The sequence below is a fragment of the Pandoraea nosoerga genome (assembly GCF_902459585.1).
Taxonomy (GTDB): Bacteria; Pseudomonadota; Gammaproteobacteria; order Burkholderiales; family Burkholderiaceae; genus Pandoraea; species Pandoraea nosoerga.
The window spans coordinates 127,131-148,825 of record NZ_CABPSC010000008.1 but is presented as its reverse complement, the minus strand read 5'-3'; the positions used below and the strand labels follow the sequence as shown (position 1 = coordinate 148,825).

Below are 21,695 nucleotides of genomic sequence, written 5' to 3'. Positions count from 1 at the left end.
AGGATGCTATCGGAAAGCGCCTGAAAAGGAAAGGCGCACAACGGTCACATCGCCGCGCGACGCGGGTTTTCGGCCGGTTCCGACCCCGTTCTCGGACAACGCGCCAGCTTCGGCATCGGACAACGCCGCAATTTCCCGGATCGGCCGCCCAAGCCCTGTCGGAATGCACGAGTGTGATGCTAGGATTGCCGTACACGTAAAGCGAGCTGCCACCAAGCGGCTACCGAGCCACCGCCGCGCCGCCATCAAACCAACTTCCGAGGGCCCTCACCGACATGTCCGTACCGCACTTCGACACGCTCGCGCTGCACGCCGGCGCGGCCCCCGACCCGGCCACGGGCGCCAGAGCCACGCCGATTTATCAGACCACGTCGTTCGTCTTTCCCGACGCCGATCGGGCCGCCGCCCTGTTCAATATGGAACGCGCCGGCCACGTCTATTCGCGCATCTCCAATCCGACCAACGCCGTCTTCGAAGAGCGCATGGCCGCGCTCGAAAACGGCGTGGGCGCCATCGCCACGGCCAGTGGTCAGGCGGCCCTGCATCTCGCCATTGCCACGCTGATGGGCGCCGGCTCGCACATCGTCGCATCGGGCGCGTTGTACGGCGGCTCGCACAATCTGCTGCACTACACGCTGCGCCGTTTCGGCATCGAGACCACGTTCGTGCGCCCCGGCGATCTCGATGGGTGGCGCGCCGCCATACGGCCCGAGACACGGCTGCTCTTCGGCGAAACGCTGGGCAACCCGGGGCTCGACGTGCTCGACATTCCAGGCGTCGCGCAAATCGCACACGACGCCGGCGTGCCCCTGCTGGTCGACAGCACGTTCACTACGCCGTGGCTCATCCGGCCCTTCGATCATGGCGCGGACCTCGTCTATCATTCGGCCACCAAATTCCTGGGCGGGCATGGCACGACGATCGGCGGCATCCTGGTCGACGGCGGCACGTTCGATTTCGAGGCAAGCGGCAAATTCCCGGAATTGACGGAGCCCTACGACGGCTTTCACGGCATGGTCTTCGCCGAGGAAAATTCCGTCGCACCGTTCCTGCTGCGTGCGCGGCGCGAAGGCTTGCGCGACTTCGGGGCGTGCCTGCATCCTCAGGCGGCATGGCAACTGCTCCAGGGCGTCGAGACGCTGCCGCTGCGCATGGCGCGACATGTCGAAAACGCGCGGCGCGTCGTGGACTTCCTGGCCGGCCACGATACGGTCGACAGTGTCGCCTATCCCGAATTGCCGTCGCACCCGGACCACGCCCTGGCCAAGCGCCTGTTGCCGCGCGGTGCGGGCGCGGTGTTCAGCTTCAACCTGAAGGGCGACCGTGCGGCGGGCCGGCGTTTCATCGAATCGCTGCAACTGTTTTCGCATCTGGCCAACGTGGGCGACGCGCGCTCGCTCGTCATTCATCCGGCGTCGACCACTCACTTCCGCATGGACGCCGCAGCGCTTGCCGCCACCGGCATCGGCGAAGGCACCGTGCGCCTGTCGATCGGCCTCGAAGATCCGGACGATCTCATCCAGGACCTCAAGCGTGGACTGAAGGCCGCCGCCAAGACCTCGTCCAAAGGAAGCGCGTCATGAATTTCGAGATCGAAAGCCACAATGTCTACGCCTATAGCGCCGGCAAGGCGCTCGACCCGGCGCAGCCGACGGTCGTCTTCCTGCATGGCGCGCAGCACGACCACAGCGTTTGGGGCCTGCAAAGCCGGTATCTCGCGCACCACGGCATGAACGTGCTCGCGCTCGACTTGCCCGGGCACCATCGCAGCACCGGTGAGCCACTGAAGACCGTCGGCGAGATGGCCGATCGCGTGGTCGCGGTGCTCGACGCCGCCGGCGTCGCCCGCGCGGCATGGGTGGGTCACAGCATGGGCTCGCTGATCGCGCTGGACGCCGCGGCACGTTACCCCGAGCGCGTGTCGCGCATCGCGCTGGTGGGCACTGCGTATCCGATGAAGGTGTCGGACGTCTTGCTCGAAGCGGCCGCCGAGCGCGAGCCCGAGGCCATCGCACTCGTCAACGCCTGGTCGCACAGCACGCTCGCCGCCAAGCCTTCGGCGCCGGGGCCCGGCTTTTGGACGTGGGGAGGCAACCAGCGGCTGATGGAACGAGTGGCCAGACGCAATCCCGCGAGAGTCTTCCTAACAGACTTCGAGGCCTGCAACGGCTACGACAGCGGATGGGAAGCGGCCGCGCGCGTGAAGTGCCCGGTACTCGCGGTGCTGGGCACACGCGATCAGATGACGCCGCCGCGGGCTGCACAGCCCCTGCTCGACGCCCTGCGGGACGCAGGCGCGCCGGTGACGGTGGAGCGCGTCGATGCGGGCCACGCGATCATGACGGAGCAACCGGATGCGCTGCTCGATGCGCTCGTGAGATTCATGCGACACTGAGTGCGTCGCCTTCGCCAACGAGGAGACCTGCCATGTCCGATTCGCACGATAGCGCGCCGGTGTTTCATCGGTTCGCGGACTTCTATCCGTTTTATCTGGGCGAACATCGCAACGCGATCTGCCGGCGTCTGCACTTCGTCGGCTCGTGGGGCGTGATTGCCTGCGTGCTGGCGTTCGCGATCACCGGCAACGTGTGGTGGCTGCCGGGGGCGGTCGTTTGCGGCTATGCGTTCGCGTGGATCGGCCATTTCTTCTTCGAGAAGAACCGGCCAGCCACGTTTCGCCACCCGATCTACAGCCTGATGGGTGACTGGGTGATGTTCCGCGACATTTGCCTCGGGCGCGTCAAGCTGTAATCGGCGACAGTGCGCGACAGGCGTTGATGCCGGCGCGAGCGTCGCGCTCGCCGATCTCCCCTCCCCGGTGCCCCGGCGCCTTCCCGCATTCCCGGCGCCCTCCAGCATTCCCGGCGCGGGCCGGCATCTCTCTAGCGCTGGTCGGCGTCGGTGCCACCCGCTGCCGTGGCGGGCCGCTCCGAGCCCTCCCGGGCCGCTTTGTCCCGAACATCGCCCTCGCCTTGTTCGTCGTAGGCCGCGACTTCGCGCGGCAGGGCGTCGGCGAGCGGCACGTCCCACTTGCCCTCGCGCAGTATCTCGGCCACGTGCGCGCCGTCGAGAGCGTGACGCTCCATCTGTCGGGCCAATTCGTCCACGTTGAGCGCGAGTTGCGCGACAAGTGGCGCCAGCGTGGTTGCTTTCGGATTGGCGAGGAGCAGCCAGCGCTCGGCAGGCGGCTGCATCGTGAGACGCCCCACCCAGCCCATGCGCTCGAGCCGCATGAGCAAATCGCCCGCATGTTCGAGGCTCGTTCGCATCGTGCGCGCCAGTTCGGCCGTCGTGCGCCCGGCGCCCCCAGCCTCCCGGTCCCGGTTGAGCAGGTGGATGAGCGTCAGTCCGTCGAGCAGATCACTGCCGGGAAAGCTCGGATACTGAAAGTGCCCGAGGCGCAGTGCGGGCAGCACCGACGTGATCGTCGCACCGAGCAACGCCACCAGCCACGACAGATAGATCCACAACAGGAAGATCGGCACCGCCGCGAACGCTCCGTAGACGGCGGTATACGTGGGGAATTGGCGAATGTACAGGCCGAAGCCGCGCTTCGTCAGGTCGAACGCGATCGCCGCCACGATGCCGCCAACGAGCGCGTCGCGCCAATCCACCTTGCAGTTCGGCATGTACAGATACATCAGCATGAACGCCACGCTGGTGAGCGCGAGCGGAATCAGGCTGAGCAGCGACGCGACGGCCGGCGGCAGCGTGCTCACGAGCGACATCGACTGCGTGAAGATGTACGAGCTGATCGAGAGGCTCACGCCGAAGAGCAACGGCCCCAGCGTGAGCAGACTCCAGTAGATGAGCAGTCGCTGGGCGAGCGGGCGCGGACGCGGCACCCGCCAGATCACGTTGAAGGCCGACTCGATCGTCATCAGCGTGAGCACCGACGTGACGAGCAAACCGATCAGGCCAAACGCCGTCAGGCTTTTCGCCTTGGACGCGAACTGGTTCAGGTAATTGAATATCTGCGCGTTCACGCTCTCCGGCATCAGGTGCTCGAGCAGAAAGCTCTGCAGCGCATCGCGAAACGAGTTGAAGATCGGGAACGCCGTGAAGAGCGCAAAGGTGACGGCAAACAGCGGTACGATCGAGAGGATCGAGGTGAACGTGAGGCTGCCCGCCACCTGCGGAATCCGGTCGTCCTGCGCCCGCGCGAGCGCGTACCTCAGCAGTTGGCGAACGTTGTTCCAGTTGATGCGGGACGGTTTGAGCAAATCGGGCTCCAGTCAAAGATCACTCGAGACGGTCGTTGCGACGGGCATCCGATCATCCCGTCACGTCAGTAGGAACGCCCTATAATACCCGCACTTTTTGCTGGCTTTTCATGCAAGACGCGCGCCTTGGGCAGGTTCGCCGCCACTTCCCGCCGCTTCCCGCCACTTCCCGCCACGTCTTCCCGCACTTCGATTCGCACCCATGACCGAAATTCTCGTCCTGTATTACAGCCGCCACGGCACGACCGCCCAACTCGCGCAGTGCATTGCCGCCGGCATCGACAGCGTGCCGGGCGCCCAGGCGCGCGTGCGGACCGTGCCTGCCGTCTCGACGGTGTGCGAGGCCAGCGCCCCCGACATTCCCGACAGCGGCCCGCCTTATGTGGAGTTGCGCGATCTCGAAGAGTGCGCAGGCCTCGCACTCGGCTCGCCCACGCGTTTCGGCAACATGGCCGCCGCCCTCAAGTACTTCCTCGACGGCACCACGCCGCAGTGGCTCTCGGGAGCGCTCTCGGGCAAGCCGGCCTGCGTGTTCACGTCGAGCGCCAGCCTGCACGGCGGTCAGGAAAGCACGTTGCTCTCGATGATGATCCCGCTGCTGCACCACGGCATGCTCGTCATGGGGCTGCCCTACACGGAGCCCGCCCTCTCGAGCACGCGCACGGGCGGCTCGCCCTATGGCGCAACGCACTTCGCCCACGACGGCAACGCCCTGTCGGCAGACGAGCGTCAATTGGCCGCCGCGCTCGGCGCGCGGCTCGCGCGCGCGGCATGCAAGCTGGCAGAATGAGGCTTGGCGCCGTGCCGTCGCACGGCGCCGAGTACGTGACGTCGTCCCCGCAGTTGTCCCGCCTACGAGACTCGCCCATGCCCGCCACACCGCCCGACCCGCACGCCCGCGCCAACCCTGCGCAGTCCGCCCCGGCAGACGAGAGGCGTCAAACGACACCGACGCCGCAGACTCCCGCCGCTGCTGGGGCACTGCGCGGTATCGGCATCGCCAGCCTGCTGGCGTTGACCGCGCTCTCGGTCGCCTGGGAACTGTGGCTCGCGCCGCTGCGCCCCGGCGGATCGTGGCTCGTCCTCAAGGCGCTCCTGCTGCTGTTGCCGCTGCGCGGCGTTCTGCGCGGCAGCCTTTACACGCTGCAGTGGTCGAGCATGTTCATCCTGCTGTTCTTCGCCGAAGGCGTCGTGCGCGGCATGACGGACAGCGGTACATCGGCCGCCCTCGCCTGGATCGAAACCGCGCTGTGCGTCGTGTTCTTCTTCTCCACGATCTTCTATCTGCGCCCCTTCAAGCGCGCGGCAAAAGCGCGCGCCGCGGCGGCCCGACACGGCGCACAATAGAACGCGCGGAACGCCTCGCACAACGTGCGGGAGCAGACGCCCAGGCCCTCACAATGATCCGCATGATCCCGCGCGTTCCTGTTGCCATTGCCGCGATGCCTCTGTCGCGGCCCGATACCCTCGAAGTCCGCCATGAACCGTCCCGCCCCTCGCTCCACCTTTCTCGCGGCCTGTCGTGACCTGCTCGGTCGCGATCACGTGCTGACGGACGACGCCGACACCGGCCCGTATCTCGTCGACCAGCGCAAACGCTATACCGGTCGCACCCTCGCCGTGCTGCGCCCGGCCGACGCGCCGCAGCTCGCCGCGCTCGTGCGCCTGTGCGTGGCGCATCGCGTGCCGATGGTGCCGCAAGGCGGCAATACGGGACTAGCCGGTGGCGCGACCCCCGACGCGAGCGGGCGGCAAGTCGTGATCAGCCTGCGCCGCCTCAACCGCATTCGCGAAGTCGACGCCGCCAACATGACGCTGACGGCCGAAGCCGGCTGCGTACTCGCCGACGTCCAGGCGGCCGCGCAGGCAGCCGACCGCCTGTTCCCGCTGAGCCTCGCCGCAGAGGGCAGTTGCACGATCGGCGGCAACCTCGCCACGAATGCGGGCGGCACGGCAGTGCTTCGCTACGGCAACGCCCGCGAGCTGTGTCTCGGCCTGGAAGTGGTCACGCCGCAAGGCGATTTGTGGAACGGGCTGCGCGGGCTGCGCAAGGACAACACGGGCTACGACCTTCGCGATCTGTTCATCGGCGCGGAAGGCACGCTCGGATTGATCACCGCTGCCACGCTCAAGTTGTTCGCGCCGCCGATGGCTCGCATGACGGCGCTGGCCGCGCTCGACAGTCCCGCGCAAGCCCTGGCGCTGCTCAATCTGGCGCAGCGCATGGCAGGCCCGCTGCTCACGGGCTTCGAGCTGATGTCGGACTTCTGCCTGCGACTGGTCGCACAAGTCTTCCCGCAGCACCGCTACCCCCTTTTCGCGAAGCCATGCGCGCAGCCATACGCGCAGACCGTACTGCTGGAACTCTCGGACAACGAAAGTGAAGCGCACGCGCGTGAATTGCTCGAACGGCTGCTCGCGGCAGGCGTGGAGCAGGGCGTGGTGCGTGATGCCATCGTCGCGAACAGTCTGGCGCAGTCCAACGCGCTGTGGCATCTGCGCGAGAGCATTCCGCTCGCCCAGTCCGCCACGGGCCTGAACATCAAGCACGACATCGCAGTGCCGGTGTCGCAGGTGCCGGCGTTTATCGCCGCGACGGACCCGCTGGTGCAGCAAATCGCCCCCGGCGCGCGCATGGTGACGTTCGGCCATCTCGGCGACGGCAATCTGCACTACAACGTGATGGCGCCCGAAGGCGTCGACCCCGCCCGCTTCCTTGCGCAATACCAGGCGAGCGTCACCGCGGCCGTGCATGACAGCGTCCACGCGCATCGCGGCACGATCAGTGCGGAACACGGCCTCGGACAGTTCAAACGCGACGCGGCGGCGCAGTACAAGTCGCCCGTCGAACTCGCACTCATGCGCGCGCTGAAGGCCGCGTTCGATCCGCTGGGGTTGATGAATCCGGGCAAGGTGCTGCCGGATTGACGGACCATTCCGGGACATGGCCGATCGTCGGTGCGAGCACTTCGGAAACCTCGGAAACTTCAGAAACTTCGGCGAACCGGCGCCAAGGTGGTCGAATGATCGGACGAGAGGCGAATAACGGATCGAATTCGCGACAAAACGCCGCGATACCCTCACATTTCCGACGCTTTCTCGCTTTCCCGGTTTCCCTCATTCCCTCATTCCCTCATTCCTTTACGGACGTCCACCAAGCGGCTACAATGTCGGCTTTCCAATTACGACGGAGTTTTCCGTGGGCAGTTGCTCTAGTAGCACGCAAGCGTCGGCAATGACCGACAAGGCGTTGGCCCGGTAACCCGCAGTCGTCATCATCGACTGCCGCTGCCGGTCCCAATACCGCAGCGGTAGTGCATCGATCGGACCGTAACTCGATGGCGCCATGATCATTGGCGACGATGGAGAGCGATCCCGATCGCGGATCCTCGATCCGGGATTACGCATCCCGAATCCCGAGTTCATTCCCCGCACTTTTTCACCGCATTACAGCACTCCCGGACGCCTGAGCGCGTCCGGTGCGCGGCAAGCTTGTTTGCATCCGGTCGTGTTTTGTCGGTACGTCACACCGATTCGCCGACGATCCCGGCGCCGCTCAAGCCTGCCGACGCTTGCGTCGAATTCGTGTCGCATCGCGCGCCATCCGCGCCATCCATCGCTTGCGTCCATCGCGAGCATGCGCCATTTGCGCTCAGCAAAGCGGCGAGAGGCACCGGCCGCGTTGGGTGCGACACGTCGCCAAGCCCCGGCATCCGCCGTCCCAGGCCCTTGCATCAGGAGGACACCATGACGCTGCAAATGCTTATCCCCACCCTGTTCGGTCGCACCCGCTCCCGGCTGGCGCCCGCCACGGCAGCGCCGCGCGCGGCCAAGGCGCCGGCTGCAGCGCCGGCATCGCCACAATACCGACTGGTGGTGCTCGCCCTCGCCGCGAACGCCGAGGCAATCGACGCGAAGGTGCGCCAGGCGCTGAGCGCGCACGAACTCAGCCCCGAATCGGCAACGCGCATTCGTCGCTCGGGCGGCTATCTGCTCGAACTCGACTACGTCCTGCGCTGCGAACGCAGCCGTCGCGCCGCGCTCGTGCATCTCGTCTCCGCGCTCGGCGACACCGACGGCGTTCATGCCATCCGCTGGGAGACAGCGCCGATCATGCGCACGCGCTGAACCGCCGCCGACAGCGGGTCGCCGCCTCGGCAACCACGGGCCGGGCAAGCGGACAACACGCTGACACGCCCGGCCTGTGCCCGACGTCTCGCCCCGCCCTACCGGCGGGGCTTTTTCATGGCCTCGCGATCGCATCACGGTCACCCCTTACGGCCGCCTTGCGCAACGAGAAGCTCTCACCCGGCCCGGACCGCCTAAATTAGAATCGTGGCATCCGCGGCTCGCGGCGCCTGCCATCGCTGCCGTATCGCTGCCGTATCGGTGCCGTATCGGTGCCGTATCGCTGCCGTATCGGTGCCGTATCGCTGCCGCACTTATCGTCGTCACGTTTGCTGCGCCCCCGTCATGCTCAAGACTCTGCTTGCCCGTTTGCGTCCGTCGCGACAGCGCACCATCATCGAAGAGGCGCTGTGGCGCGAAGTCGTCGGCGCCCTGCCATTTCTCGCCTGCCGTCCGGCCGACGAGCTCGACCGGCTGCGCGCGCTGGCTGCGGACTTCCTCGCGAGCAAACGATTCTCCACCGCGCACGACCTGCAGTTGACCGACGCCATGTGCGTCTCGGTGGCCGCCCAGGCCTGCCTGCCGATCCTCAACCTTCCGCCCGCGCTGTATCGGGGCTGGACCGGCATCGTGCTGTATCCGGGCGAATTCCTGATCCGCAAGACGGTGCAGGACGAGGCCGGCGTGGTGCATGACGTCGCGCAGGAAGCGAGCGGCGAAGCATGGGAAGGCGGCCCGGTGCTGCTGTCGTGGCAGGATGTGCAGACAAGCGACGTGCTCGCGTATAACGTCGTGATTCACGAATTCGTCCACAAGCTCGACATGGAGAATGGCGAAGCCGATGGCGTGCCGCCGATGTTGCGGCGTCTGCATGGGGATCTCACGCCAGAGGCGTGGTGCGAGGTGTTCGACCCCGCCTATGAAGCGTTCTGCCACCACGTAGCGAACGTGTCCGACGCGCAGTGGGACGCGTTTGCCTCGACCTCGCTGCTCGACCCTTACGCGACCGAGCACGAATCGGAATTCTTCGCGGTCTGCGCCGAAGCGTTCTTTGTCGCCCCGGCGGCCTTTCGGGACGAATATCCGGCACTATATGCCCTCTTTTCCCGCTATTTTCTGCAAGATCCCGCCGCCTTCGCGCCGCCGGGCTGCCGAGCGCCGCAGGCTTGCGCCGCAACCCCATGAAAACTTTGCGAAATTCACGGTTTTCATGGCATAATGCGCGTTTTCTCACCCGGAAAGTGGTTGGCGCCTTCCCAGTCGAATGACGGCGGCGGCGTTAGCGGGCTGACGGAGCAGTTTTCCAGGCGATCTTGCTGGACGACGCTCTCCCGCGCAGACTGGCTACCGACTTAACCCAAGGTACATCATGAAACAAGGCATCCACCCGGAATACCGCGAAGTCCTGTTCCGCGACATGACGCCCGGCGTCGACTTCGAATTCATCACCCGCTCGACGATCCAGACCAAGGAAACGGCCGAGAAGGATGGCAAGACCTACCCGCTCGTGAAGATCGAAACGTCGTCGGCTTCGCACAACTTCTACACCGGCGAACAGCGCATCATGGACACGGCCGGTCGCGTGGACAAGTTCCGCCAGAAGTTCGGCAACCGCGCCGGCGGCAAGATCGCCTGAGTTTCACGGGCGACGCGCCGTACAACGCAATGCGGGGCCCGACAGGTTTGACGGGCCAGTGCATCAGGGGCAGCGCCCCGGCGTTGGGAAAGCATTGCAAAGGGGCAGCTCAGGCTGCCCCTTTTTCTTCGTTCTGGTCTGCGCCGCGAGACCGGATACTGTCATACTGTCGGCTTTTCTGGTTTTCCCCAAGCTTGACCCCGAACCGGTTCCGGTTCGTCCCCTGATTTTCCGCGATCCGGCCGCTGCGCCGGTTCTGTCGTCCGGCCTATGAAACGAGTTCGCATTACCGCCTCCGCCACCAGCGCGCTTCCGCGTTCGCTGCTGATCGCCATTTGTGTCATCTATGTGCTGGCGGGGTTGTTCGGTCGCGATCCGTGGAAGAACGAAGACGCCGCCGGCTTCGGCATCATGTGGACGATGGCGCACGGCCAGCTCTCGGACTGGCTGCTGCCGAACATCGCCGGCAAGCCGATCTATGACAACGGCCCGCTCGTCTCCTGGCTCGGTGCGCTCGCCATTCGCACCTTCTCGTGGCTCGACGCGCCCGACGCCGCCCGCATCGTCACCGGCCTGTGCTTCTACATCACGTGCACGTTCATCTGGTACGGCACGTATCTGCTCGGCCGCCGCCCCGAAGTGCAGCCATTCAAGTATGCTTTCGGCGGCGAACCCGAGCCGCGCGACTACGGCCGCACCCTCGCCGACGGTGCCCTGCTGATTCTGCTCGCCTGCTTTGGCCTGGCCGAGCGCGGCCATGAAACGACTTCGGCCGTCGGCCAGCTCACCCTCATCTCCATGGCCATTTACGGCCTCGTGCGCAGCCTCGACAAACCGCGTCAGGGCGCCGTGTGGTTTGGCGTGGCGCTCGGCGGCATGGCGCTCGCGTCGTCGCCGCTGATGACGCTGACCTTGTGGATCGCCGGCATCGGCGTTGCGGCGCTCTGCCGCGCGCTGCCGCTTCGCATGCTGCTGATGGTATCCACGCCCGTGACACTGCTCATCGCCTGCACGTGGCCGCTGGCCGCTCTCGAACTGGCAAGCGGTGCGCGCAGTTGGCTCGGCGAGTGGGCCGACATCGGTTTCGACGCCTTTAGCGGGCCGACGCTCGATTCGCTCAGCTACATTGCCAAGAACCTCGCGCTGTTCGCATGGCCGGCATGGCCACTGGCCGCCTGGTCGCTCTATTCCTGGCGCGGCATGCGGCGCGCCCCGCACATCGCCATCGCGCTCGCGTTCACGCTGGCGATCCTGCTGCTGATCGTGCTGCAGGCACATCAGGGCAATCAACTGTTCATGCTGGCGCTGCCGGCCCTGTCGATCGTCGCCGCCTTCGGTCTGCCCACGCTCAAGCGCGGTACGGTCAACGCCATCGACTGGTTTGCCGTGCTCTCGTTTACCGTGCTCGCCGGCTTCGTGTGGATCGTGTGGCTGGCCGGTATCACCGGCTTTCCCGCGTCGACTGCACGCAACCTGCGGCGACTGGTGCCCGGCTTCAATCCGGAATTCAGCTGGCTCACGCTCATCAGCGCCCTGCTCGTAACCGGCGCCTGGGTGGCGCTCGTGGCGTGGCGCGTCTCGCGCAGCCCGAAGGTGCTGTGGCGCAGCGTCGTGTTGTCCTCGGGCGGCACCACGCTCATGTGGGTGCTGCTCATGACGCTCTGGCTGCCTGTCGTGAACTACGGCAGAACGTATCGCGACGTGGCCGCGCAGATCGCCGCGCACCTGCCGGCCGACTACACCTGCATTCGCACCGCGCGTGTGGGCGACGCGCAGCTCGCCTCGTTCGCCTACTTCGGCAAGATGCGTTTCGGCTCGTCCAACGACGAGTGCGACGTCCTCTTGCGCCAGGACGCGCAGGACTACAGCGAACCGCTCTCGCTCGCGCCCTACGAATGGCGCCAGCTGTGGGAAGGCCGCCGCGCGGCCGACCGCGACGAGCGTTTCCGCCTCTATGTGCTGCAGGAGCGGCCGTGGCGGCGCGCCGCGCGTCCGCGCTGATCCGCTCCGGCGCCTGCCTTCGACCTTCCTCGCCATGTGGCATGACATCAAACGCATCGCCGGGCTCGCCTGGCCGGTCCTGATCGGCCAGTTGGCCGTCATCGCCTTCGGGGTGATGGACACCGCGATGGTCGGCCGCGCGTCGGCCTTCGACCTGGCCTCGCTCGCACTCGGCGGCTCGATCTACATCACGGTGTACGTCGGGCTGATGGGCATTCTCGTCGCGCTCTCGCCAATCGCCGCACAACTGTTCGGCGCAGGCGAACGGCTGGCCATTGGCGAAGAGGTACGGCAGGCGTTCTGGCTCGCACTCTTTCTCGCCGTACCGGGTTTCGTGCTGCTGATGCACCCGGGGCTCATCCTGCAGCTCTCCGAGGCCACACCCGAGCTCGAAGCGCGCGCGAGCGCCTATCTGCAGATCCTCGCATTCGGCCTGCCCGCCGCTCTGCTCTTTCGCGTGTATTCGTCGCTCTCGACGGCCGTCGGGCAGCCGCGCATCGTCATGGCCATTCAAGTGACCGGCCTCGCCCTCAAGGTGCCGCTCAATCTCGCGCTCATCTACGGTGTCGAGCGTCTGGGCATTCCCGCACTCGGCAGCACCGGCTGCGCCATCGCCACGACGTCGATCAACTGGGTGTCGTGCGCGCTCGGACTTGTGCTGATGGCGCGTCACCCCAAGCTGCGCGAGTTCGGCATCTTCGCGCGTTTCTGCTGGCCGCACTGGCAGGCGATTCGGGCACTGCTCAAGCTCGGCGTGCCGATGGGGCTGAGCTACCTGATCGAGGTCACGGCGTTCTCGTTCATGGCGATCTTCATTGCACGCCTGGGCGACGTGACGCTCGCCGGTCACCAGATCGCGGCCAACCTCGGCGCACTGCTCTACATGCTGCCGATGTCCATCGCCATCGCCACGGCCACACTCACCGCACAGGCCATCGGCTCGCGCGACTTTCGCGCGGCGCATCTCGTCGGCCGCCGCGGCGTGGAGTTCGCCGGCACGCTGGGCGTCGTGCTGGCATCCATCGTCTGGTTGTGCCATCCGTGGATCATTACCGCGTACACGTCCGACGCGATGGTCGCCGCCGTGACCACGCCGCTACTCGCCATGGTCGCCGCCTATCACGTCTTCGACGCGCTGCAGGTGAGCGCCGTGTTCGTGCTGCGAGCGTGGAAGGTCGCCGTTGTGCCGACCGTCATCTACGCCGTGTCGCTGTGGGGCGTGGGGCTGGGCGGCGGCTACGTGCTGGGATTCGACGTGAGCGGCATGTCGCCGGCCTCGCTACACGGCGCCGCGGGCTTCTGGTTCGCGAATACCGCCAGCCTGGCGGTCGCTGCCTTCGGTCTGCTGCTGTACCTGCGCTGGGTCGTGCGCGCCAAGACGCAATAAGGGGCGCCGCGACGCACGCCGCCACCGGGTGCCACCGGGGATGCCACGGATGCCACCAGGTGCGATCGCGGGCGGCCACGGGTGGCCGGTTTAGGCCGCAGTCAAAGCAGCCCCGATTTCCTCGAGCAAGTTGTCTGATAACTTGATGTGCGGCCGACTCGCGCCTGCTTCTTCGCTCTCCCGGCAGAACGAGTCATATCGGGCTTCCACCACGAAAACGGGTAAACCCGCAAAGGCATGGCGTCGATCTTTCCTTAGAATGTTGTCTGATGACATACAACATGTAGGTCGCAACCCTCTTCTTTGCTCCGACCCAGCCTTTGCCATGACCCGAACCCCCACCGTCGTCGAACTTCGCGTTATCCCCGTCGCCGGCCGCGACAGCATGCTGTTGAACCTGAGCGGTGCGCATGGGCCGTTCTTCACCCGCAATCTGGTCATTCTCCATGACAGCGCCGGCCACACGGGCGTCGGCGAAGTCCCCGGCGGCGAAGCCATTCGCAAGACGCTCGAGGATGCCCGTCCCTACGTCGTCGGCCAATCGGTCGCCAACATTCACGCCATCCTGGATCAGACGCGTCGCGCGTTCGCCGATCGCGATACCGGCGGACGCGGTCTGCAGACCTTCGATCTGCGCACGACGATCCACGCCGTCACCGCGCTCGAAGCCGCCCTGCTCGACCTCCTGGGACAGCATCTCGAAGTGCCCGTCGCCGCCCTGCTCGGCGAAGGTCAGCAGCGCAGCGAAGTGGCGATGCTCGGCTACCTGTTCTTCATCGGCGACCGGAACGCCACGGACCTCCCCTACGCCGACAACCGCGGCGCGCGCGACGACTGGGAGCGCGTGCGCACCGAGGTGGCCATGACGCCGGACGCCGTGGTGCGCCTGGCCGAAGCCGCACATGCGCGCTACGGCTTCCAGGACTTCAAGCTCAAGGGTGGTGTACTCGATGGAGATGCGGAGATCGAAGCTGTCACGGCACTGGCCAGACGGTTTCCGCAGGCGCGGGTCACGCTCGACCCGAACGGCGCGTGGTCGCTTGCCGAAGCGGTGCGCCTGTGTCGCGACAAGCACGACGTGCTCGCCTATGCCGAGGATCCCTGCGGCGCCGAGAACGGCTACTCGGGACGCGAGGTCATGGCCGAGTTCCGCCGTGCGACCGGGCTGCCGACGGCGACGAACATGATCGCCACGGACTGGCGTCAAATGGGACACGCGATCCAGTTGCAGTCGGTCGACATTCCGCTGGCCGACCCTCACTTCTGGACGATGCAAGGCGCGGTGCGCGTTGCGCAGATGTGTCGCGACTGGGGTCTGACATGGGGCTCACACTCGAACAACCACTTCGACGTGTCGCTCGCGATGTTCACACACGTGGCAGCCGCGGCCCCGGGGCACATCACTGCGATCGATACGCACTGGATCTGGCAGGATGGCCAGCACCTCACACGCAACCCCCTGCGGATCGCGAACGGCAGCGTCAGCGTGCCCACTGCCCCGGGCTTGGGCGTCGCCCTGGACATGGACGCCGTCGAAGCCGCACACGCCCTTTATCTCGAGCACGGACTCGGCGCCCGAGACGACAGTGTCGCCATGCAGTATCTGGTGCCGGACTGGAAGTTCGACCCGAAGCGCCCGTGCCTGGTGCGGTGACCTCGCCGCTTTCGAGACGCTGGTGACATCCGGTGCGCGACGCGGAACCGCAGGGTTACGGTGATGACCGTATCGCAATGCGTGAGAATTGCGGGTTTTTCGGAAATTTCGCGAAAAACCCGCAGAGACCCCGAGGGGGCTCAAGAGCGGGGAGAATGGGTGTCGAAATGCCGCAAACGCCGTGGCGCGAGACGACACATCAAGGCGTCGAGAGAATAAAAAAAGCCCAGGCATCAGCCTGGGCTTTCTTTGTTTGGCGGAGCGGACGGGGCTCGAACCCGCGACCCCCGGCGTGACAGGCCGGTATTCTAACCAACTGAACTACCGCTCCAAACTCGCTGCGGCATCGTGATGTCAATCACGTTGCGTTCCTGCTGTTCGCTCGGCATTGACGCGTTTTTACGCGAAAATCACCGAACATCGTAGGTTTTTGGCGGAGCGGACGGGGCTCGAACCCGCGACCCCCGGCGTGACAGGCCGGTATTCTAACCAACTGAACTACCGCTCCAAAACCGACAAAAAAACCCGCCTGACTTTCAGCGGGCTTTGCGCCACTACTGCTGGCATTTTCAAACTGAGGCCGACTCGCTACCGGCATCAATTCTGGCGTCCCCTAGGGGATTCGAACCCCTGTACTCACCGTGAAAGGGTGATGTCCTAGGCCTCTAGACGAAGGGGACAAAATCGTGACTGCTACAACTTTGTCTGTTTCGCTTACTGCATTTCTTGCATTTCGCGAAGAACGCTATTCTAAACAACATTTCTTCGCTTGTGAAGCTTTATTTTCAAGTTTTTTGCATCGTTTTTGCAAGAATTTTGCTTTATCGACGCACCCGAAAATCGAGCCTCGGAATCCGTGGTGGAGGTAAGCGGGATCGAACCGCTGACCTCTTGCATGCCATGCAAGCGCTCTCCCAGCTGAGCTATACCCCCCGAACAGAGAAGTGAGATTCTAATGACAAACCCAATTCCTGTAAATACCCCGCTCGCATTTTTTCCGCATTATTTTGCCGATCCGTGCGATGGATGAAAAAACGGCGACTCGCGTGAGTCGCCGTTCTCTTTAGGCCGTAGCGTACCGGCATGCCACCCGCCATCCGGCGAAGTGGCACACGGCCACGCCATCCCGGGACCTTACTGGGCTTCGCCTTCGCGCTTGACCAGCACCGGGCCGCCCTGCTTCTCTTCGTCGGTAAGCGCCTTGTGCGACAGGCGCAGACGGCCCTTGTCGTCCTGCTGAATCACCTTCACGCGCACCGACTGACCTTCCTTGAGGTACTCGTTGATGTCCTTGATGCGCTCATTGGCGATCTCGGAGATGTGCAGCAGACCGTCCTTACCCGGCAGCACCGAGACGATCGCGCCGAACTCGAGCAGCTTGAGCACGGTGCCGTCGTAGACCTGACCCACTTCCACTTCGACCGTGATCAGCTCGATGCGGCGCTTCGCTTCGGCGATACCTTCGGCGCTCGGGCTGGCAATCGTGACCACGCCGTCGTCCGAGATGTCGATGCTCGTGCCCGTCTCTTCCGTCAGTGCGCGGATGACCGAGCCGCCCTTGCCGATCACGTCGCGGATCTTTTCCGGATTGATCTTGATGGTGACCATGCGCGGTGCGAACTCCGAGAGCTCCGTGCGCACGCCCGACTGGGCTTCGGTCATCTTGGCGAGGATGTGCAGACGACCTTCCTTGGCCTGTGCGAGCGCCACCTGCATGATTTCCTTGGTGATGCCCTGGATCTTGATGTCCATCTGCAGCGCGGTCACGCCGTTGGCGGTGCCGGCCACCTTGAAGTCCATGTCGCCGAGGTGATCCTCGTCGCCGAGAATGTCGGTCAGCACGGCGAACTTGTTGCCTTCGAGGATCAGGCCCATGGCGATACCTGCGACCGGCGAGGTCAGCGGCACACCGGCGTCCATCATCGCGAGGCTGCCGCCGCACACCGACGCCATCGACGACGAACCGTTCGACTCGGTGATTTCCGAGACCACGCGCACGGTGTAGCCGAAGTCGTCGGCGCTCGGCAGGCACGCGACGAGGGCGCGCTTGGCCAGGCGACCGTGGCCGATTTCGCGACGCTTGGGCGAGCCCACGCGGCCGGTCTCGCCGGTCGAGAACGGCGGGAAGTTGTAGTGCAGCATGAAGCGATCACGGTACTCGCCTTGCAGCGCGTCGATGATCTGCTCGTCGCTCTTCGTGCCGAGCGTGGCAACCACCAGGGCCTGCGTCTCGCCGCGCGTGAACAGCGCCGAGCCATGGGCACGCGGCAGCACGCCGGTGCGAATGGTGATCGGGCGCACGGTGCGCGTGTCGCGGCCGTCGATACGCGGCTCCCCCGCCAGGATCTGGCTGCGCACGATCTTCGATTCGAGGTCGAACAGGATGTTGCCGACCTCGATTTCGTCCGGCGCGGCCTCGCCCCTGGCGCTGGCAGCTTCGGCCAGCTTGGCGATGACCTCGGCGCTCACGGCACGCAGTTGTTGCGTGCGAGCCTGTTTTTCGCGGGTCTGGTAAGCGGCGCGCAGCGGGCCTTCGGCCAGCTCGGTCACCTGGGCGATCAGCGCTTCGTTCTTCGGCGCCGGGGCCCAGTCCCACTCCGGCTTGCCGCCGTCGCGCACCAGGTCGTGAATGGCGTTGATCGCCGTTTGCATTTGCTCGTGGCCAAACACCACGGCGCCCAGCATCACGTCTTCCGGCAGTTCCTGCGCCTCCGATTCCACCATCAGCACGGCCTGTTCCGTACCGGCAACCACGAGGTCCAGCTTCGACTTGGCGATCTGCTCACGCGACGGGTTCAGTACGTACTGGTTGTCGACGTAGGCCACGCGCGCGGCGCCGACCGGGCCGTTGAACGGCAGGCCCGAGATGGCAAGCGCCGCCGAAGCGCCGATGAGGGCCGGGATGTCGGCCGGCACTTCCGGATTGAGCGAGACGACCTGCACCACGACCTGCACTTCGTTGTAGAAGCCTTCCGGGAAGAGCGGACGGATCGGACGATCGATCAGGCGCGAGGTCAGCGTTTCGTTTTCCGACGGACGGCCTTCGCGCTTGAAGAAGCCACCCGGGATCTTGCCGGCGGCGTAAGTCTTTTCGAGGTAATCGACCGTCAGCGGGAAAAAGTCCTGGCCCGGCTTGGCGTTCTTGGCGCCGACGACCGTGGCGAGCACAACGGTGTCATCCATGTCGACGAGCACGGCGCCAGACGCCTGACGGGCGATTTCACCGGTCTCCATGCGAACCGTGTTCTGTCCCCACTGGAAAGACTTCACGACTTTATTGAACATTTGCACTCCTATATCGAATCGCGCGAATGCAGCAGCGGCGCGACATCGCTGCCGGGGTGGTCCCGACGTCTCGCAGGGGGGAGTGTTATGCCATTCCAGCGTTGCTCGGCCGATTGCCGTGCATGTCTGATGCGACCCTGGAATGACACAAGCCCTGCTTGCCGACGAGGCCCCGTGAACCGGAATTATTGCGAAATTCGTTGCGAAATTTGTTGCCAAGCCGTTGCCGGCTCGTCCCGGTCTTGCCGGGGATTTGGGCGAAACCCGGCGCTGCGGCCGGGTCTCGTTCCCGGCTGGCGTCCTCGTCGGATCTCCACCGGGGCAACGCCCAAAAACAAAATGCCTGCATCAGCACGCTGATACAGGCATCTCGTCGTAATCGTAATCGCTTACTTACGCAGGCCCAGCTTCTCGATCAGGGCGCGGTAGCGATCGGCGTCCTTGCCCTTGAGGTAGTCAAGCAGCTTGCGGCGACGGCTCACCATGCGCAGCAGACCGCGGCGGCTGTGGTGATCCTTCATGTGGGCCTTGAAGTGCGGGGTCAATTCGTTGATGCGCGTGGTAAGCAGCGCAACTTGCACTTCGGGCGAGCCGGTGTCATTGGCGGTGCGGGCGAATTGCGCCACGACGTCCGACTTCTTGATATCTGCGTTCGACATTTGCTTTCCTTGGAGACAGGCGGTCACGGAAGAATGGCCGTGCCGTGAACTTACAAAAACATGCGCGGCATCGCCGCACACAAACAAAACTGCAAGTGCGCGATTATACGGGATTCGCCATCGCGACGCCACAATTTTCCGCACTTCGCCCCACAGCGCCGGGCCAGCCGCCCGGTTTTCCGCCGAAAACACGGGTCCGACCCGGGACAATCCGTCAAATTCCGCCCAATTGCCCGGAAAATCCGACCAATCTGCCCCATCCGGCCAATCGCGCCCGATCCGGCTCCCCCGGATTCCCTCCGACTCCTTCAATTGCTGCGCCAAATCTCTGCCCTCTCTGCCGCGCCACCCTATCCCTCCCGCTTAACGCCGGGAGGTCAGCGCTGGCGCGCCATGCGGCAGGTACTCGGCAGCGCCACCTTGTTCGCCGGCAATTCCATGACCGTCCTGAAGCCGTAGCCCGAGCCTTCGTTGTCGAACTTCACGCCCGGCTCGCCGGCGCGGCGCATCACCGAGACGTATAGCGGCTCGATCATCTGATGATCGTTCGCGCGCATCCACGCCTCGGCCGGCGCCTCGCGAACGCGCCGGTTCTCCAGCGCGCGGGCCACCGTGGTCACATCGGTCGTGCCGGCCTGCTCGAGCGCGGCCGCGATCATGTCGATCATCACGCTCATGCGCAGCAGCGGATAATCGTCGCGCGCCTCGGGATAGCGCGCCCGAAACGCCTTGTAGAACGCGTCGGAAGCCTCGCCGCCCACGTTCGGATGCCACTCCGCCACGGCGTAGACGCGCCCCACGCCGGCATCGCCCAACGCCGCCGGCGCGCCCAGCGCGTTGCCATAGAACGTATAAAACTTCAATTCCATGCCCTGCTCGCGCGCGGCCTTCACGAGCAGCGTGAGGTCGTTGCCCCAACTGCCCGTGACCACCGTGTCCGCGCCCGACGCCCGGATGCGAGCGAGATACGGCGTGAAATCCTTCACGCGTCCCACCGGGCTGAACTGCTCGCCCACGATGTGCACGTCCGGACGCTTCGCGCCGATCATCTGACGGGCGAGCCCGGCGACCTGGCGGCCGAAGCTGTAGTCCTGATTGAGCAGGTAGACCTTTTGGATGCTGCCGTCCTCGCGGATGGCTTCGGTGAGCGCCTGCATGCGCATGGCGGCATTGGCGTCGAACGCGAAGTGCCAGAAGCTGCACTGCTCGTTGGTGAGCGCCGTGTCGACGGCCGAGTAATTGAAAAACAGCATGCGCTGGCCCGGCTCGCGGGCGTTGCGCTTGTTGATCGCGTCGATCAGCGCCGACGCCACCGCCGAACTGTTGCCTTGCAGGATGAACGGAATGCCCACGTCGCCTGCCGCCTTGAGCTGGATCAGGCTCTCCTCGACGGCGCCCTTGCTATCGAAGACGGTCAGCTCCAGCGGATGCGCGCCGTCACGCAGCTTCACGCCGCCGCGAGCGTTCACGCGGTCGATCGCGAAGCGCAGATTGCGCTCGACCATGGCGCCGGCATTGCCGAATGGCCCGCTCATGCCCTCGATCAGCGCGAAGCGGATCGGCGGCGCCGCATGCGCCAGACCGGTCGCGGCCAGCAGGCCGGCCGCGCACCAGCGTGCCAGCAAGACTCGAAATTTCATCAGGGCCCCAGTGACTGTCTCGGCGCGCATCATAACGTCCCGCACCCCACGGGGCAAGCCGAGGCGCCCCACGATGAGGCACATGGCGTTATCCTATCGGCATGCCGCCGGACCGCCGTCGACCGAGGACGCCCGCGTACCCGCGCGCCCACGTACTCGCGCCTGTGCCGGGTAGCAGCGTCCGCCCTTGGGTTTCGCTGCGGCCCCGGAGCCACCGGCGCCCGCCCGTGCCGCCCGGCGCCGCGAGCCCCTCGATGCCCTCGATGCCCTCGATGCCCTCGATATCTTGACGTTGCCGATGCCCTTAACGTGCTCAATGTCCTCAATGCCGCCGATACTATTGGCACCCTTCACGCGAGGCCAACCATGACCCATTCGCACCGGACGCGGACCGGCGCCCCCCGCCCTGACGCCAAAGCGCCCCCTCTCGCGCGCGCGTCGACGCACAGCTCGCTGCGCCTGCGGATTTTGCGGCCCGGCGCCGCATTACGCTGGCTTGCCGCAGGCGCTCTGGCGCTGTCGCTCGCCGCCTGCTACACGCCGCCCTGGCAGCAAGTCCCGCCCAACGCGTCGCAGGCCGAGGTGCAGACCCGACTGGGCGCACCGCGCGAGGTCTACCCGCTTGCGCCTGGCGTGACACGCTGGCTCTATCCGACCAAGCCGTTCGGCGAGGAGACCATCGCCGCGGACTTCGACGCGCAGGGCCGCTTGCTGAGCATGGCGCAGGTGCTGTCCATGCCGGAATTCAACAAGGTCGAGATCGACAAATGGACGAAGACCGACGTGCTGCATCACTTCGGCGAGCCGGTCGAAACGTCGTATTTTCCGCTCATGAAGCGCGAAGTTTGGACGTACCGCTTCAAGCAGGATGACGTCTGGTATTCGATGATGAACTTCTATTTCGACCCGCAGGGTATCGTCAAGACCACGCAGATCAGCCCCGATCCGCTGCACGAAAAGCGCGAGAACAATCTGTTCTGACGGCCGGCCCTCGCACCCGCGCCCTTCACGTCCATCGGGGCGATCGGGGCCATATTGGCCATAGGGACCATCCAGTCGGCCACGCTCGCGCTCTGCCGGCG

General features: G+C 65.4%; 17 protein-coding genes and 4 tRNA genes. 13 read left to right on the top strand and 8 right to left on the bottom strand.

Features of this window, described 5'->3' with window-relative positions:
- Positions 1-275 precede the first annotated feature (275 nt).
- The 3 genes from PNO31109_RS12165 to PNO31109_RS12155 are packed head-to-tail and all read left to right on the top strand — an operon-like array spanning position 276 to position 2,751.
- Positions 276-1,583, top strand: coding sequence for an O-acetylhomoserine aminocarboxypropyltransferase (locus PNO31109_RS12165; protein WP_150555768.1), 1,308 nt, complete (start codon positions 276-278; stop codon positions 1,581-1,583).
- Positions 1,580-2,395, top strand: a complete 816-nt coding sequence (locus PNO31109_RS12160; protein WP_150555767.1) for an alpha/beta fold hydrolase — start codon at positions 1,580-1,582, stop codon at positions 2,393-2,395. Before PNO31109_RS12165 ends, PNO31109_RS12160 begins: the two co-directional genes overlap by 4 nt.
- A 32-nt stretch (positions 2,396-2,427) precedes the next feature.
- Positions 2,428-2,751 carry an Mpo1-like protein gene (locus PNO31109_RS12155; RefSeq protein WP_150555766.1) on the top strand — a complete coding sequence of 108 codons (324 nt, stop codon included), beginning with the start codon at positions 2,428-2,430 and terminating at the stop codon, positions 2,749-2,751.
- Positions 2,752-2,882: 131 nt separating this feature from the next.
- Here the strand turns inward: PNO31109_RS12155 and PNO31109_RS12150 are convergent, their stop codons facing one another.
- Complete coding sequence (locus tag PNO31109_RS12150; RefSeq protein ID WP_241013926.1) at positions 2,883-4,223, bottom strand: YihY family inner membrane protein; 1,341 nt, start codon at positions 4,221-4,223, stop codon at positions 2,883-2,885.
- Between the two features lie 202 nt (positions 4,224-4,425).
- Between PNO31109_RS12150 and wrbA the strand changes: the two genes are divergently transcribed.
- From wrbA to gudD, 9 genes are all read left to right on the top strand, one after another.
- Positions 4,426-5,013 (top strand): NAD(P)H:quinone oxidoreductase, encoded by a 588-nt coding sequence (wrbA, locus tag PNO31109_RS12145; protein WP_150555765.1) that lies wholly within the window; start codon positions 4,426-4,428, stop codon positions 5,011-5,013.
- A 77-nt stretch (positions 5,014-5,090) separates the two neighbouring features.
- Entirely contained in the window at positions 5,091-5,570 is a 480-nt protein-coding gene (locus PNO31109_RS12140; RefSeq protein ID WP_150555764.1) for a DUF2069 domain-containing protein, read from the top strand.
- Between the two features lie 132 nt (positions 5,571-5,702).
- Entirely contained in the window at positions 5,703-7,151 is a 1,449-nt protein-coding gene (locus PNO31109_RS12135) for an FAD-binding oxidoreductase (protein WP_150555763.1), read from the top strand.
- Between the two features lie 819 nt (positions 7,152-7,970).
- Positions 7,971-8,351 carry a hypothetical protein gene (locus PNO31109_RS12130; protein ID WP_150555762.1) on the top strand — a complete coding sequence of 127 codons (381 nt, stop codon included), beginning with the start codon at positions 7,971-7,973 and terminating at the stop codon, positions 8,349-8,351.
- Positions 8,352-8,696: 345 nt separating this feature from the next.
- Entirely contained in the window at positions 8,697-9,536 is an 840-nt protein-coding gene (locus PNO31109_RS12125) for a M90 family metallopeptidase (protein ID WP_150555761.1), read from the top strand.
- A gap of 184 nt (positions 9,537-9,720) precedes the next feature.
- A complete protein-coding gene (locus tag PNO31109_RS12120; RefSeq protein WP_150555760.1) occupies positions 9,721-9,987 on the top strand; it encodes a type B 50S ribosomal protein L31 in 267 nt (88 codons plus the stop codon).
- 270 nt (positions 9,988-10,257) lie between these two features.
- Entirely contained in the window at positions 10,258-11,988 is a 1,731-nt protein-coding gene (locus PNO31109_RS12115; protein WP_150555759.1) for an ArnT family glycosyltransferase, read from the top strand.
- A gap of 34 nt (positions 11,989-12,022) precedes the next feature.
- Complete coding sequence (locus PNO31109_RS12110) at positions 12,023-13,375, top strand: MATE family efflux transporter (protein ID WP_150555758.1); 1,353 nt, start codon at positions 12,023-12,025, stop codon at positions 13,373-13,375.
- Positions 13,376-13,700: 325 nt separating this feature from the next.
- A complete protein-coding gene (gene gudD, locus PNO31109_RS12105) occupies positions 13,701-15,029 on the top strand; it encodes a glucarate dehydratase (protein WP_150555757.1) in 1,329 nt (442 codons plus the stop codon).
- Positions 15,030-15,283: 254 nt separating this feature from the next.
- Here the strand turns inward: gudD and PNO31109_RS12100 are convergent.
- From PNO31109_RS12100 to PNO31109_RS12070, 7 genes are all read right to left on the bottom strand, one after another.
- Positions 15,284-15,360, bottom strand: a tRNA-Asp gene (locus tag PNO31109_RS12100).
- A gap of 100 nt (positions 15,361-15,460) precedes the next feature.
- A tRNA-Asp gene (locus tag PNO31109_RS12095) sits at positions 15,461-15,537 on the bottom strand.
- Between the two features lie 96 nt (positions 15,538-15,633).
- Positions 15,634-15,709: transfer RNA gene (locus PNO31109_RS12090), tRNA-Glu, on the bottom strand.
- Between the two features lie 177 nt (positions 15,710-15,886).
- Positions 15,887-15,962 (bottom strand) — tRNA-Ala (locus tag PNO31109_RS12085).
- A 201-nt stretch (positions 15,963-16,163) separates the two neighbouring features.
- Positions 16,164-18,320 carry a polyribonucleotide nucleotidyltransferase gene (pnp, locus tag PNO31109_RS12080; protein ID WP_150555756.1) on the bottom strand — a complete coding sequence of 719 codons (2,157 nt, stop codon included), beginning with the start codon at positions 18,318-18,320 and terminating at the stop codon, positions 16,164-16,166.
- Positions 18,321-18,703: 383 nt separating this feature from the next.
- Positions 18,704-18,973: a 30S ribosomal protein S15 gene (rpsO, locus tag PNO31109_RS12075; RefSeq protein WP_023595479.1), complete on the bottom strand. Its 270-nt coding sequence runs from the start codon at positions 18,971-18,973 to the stop codon at positions 18,704-18,706.
- A 377-nt stretch (positions 18,974-19,350) separates the two neighbouring features.
- Positions 19,351-20,613 carry a branched-chain amino acid ABC transporter substrate-binding protein gene (locus PNO31109_RS12070; RefSeq protein WP_150555755.1) on the bottom strand — a complete coding sequence of 421 codons (1,263 nt, stop codon included), beginning with the start codon at positions 20,611-20,613 and terminating at the stop codon, positions 19,351-19,353.
- A 453-nt stretch (positions 20,614-21,066) separates the two neighbouring features.
- Here PNO31109_RS12070 and PNO31109_RS12065 point away from each other — a divergent pair, with 453 nt between their 5' ends.
- Positions 21,067-21,594 carry a hypothetical protein gene (locus PNO31109_RS12065; RefSeq protein ID WP_150555838.1) on the top strand — a complete coding sequence of 176 codons (528 nt, stop codon included), beginning with the start codon at positions 21,067-21,069 and terminating at the stop codon, positions 21,592-21,594.
- Positions 21,595-21,695 lie beyond the last annotated feature (101 nt).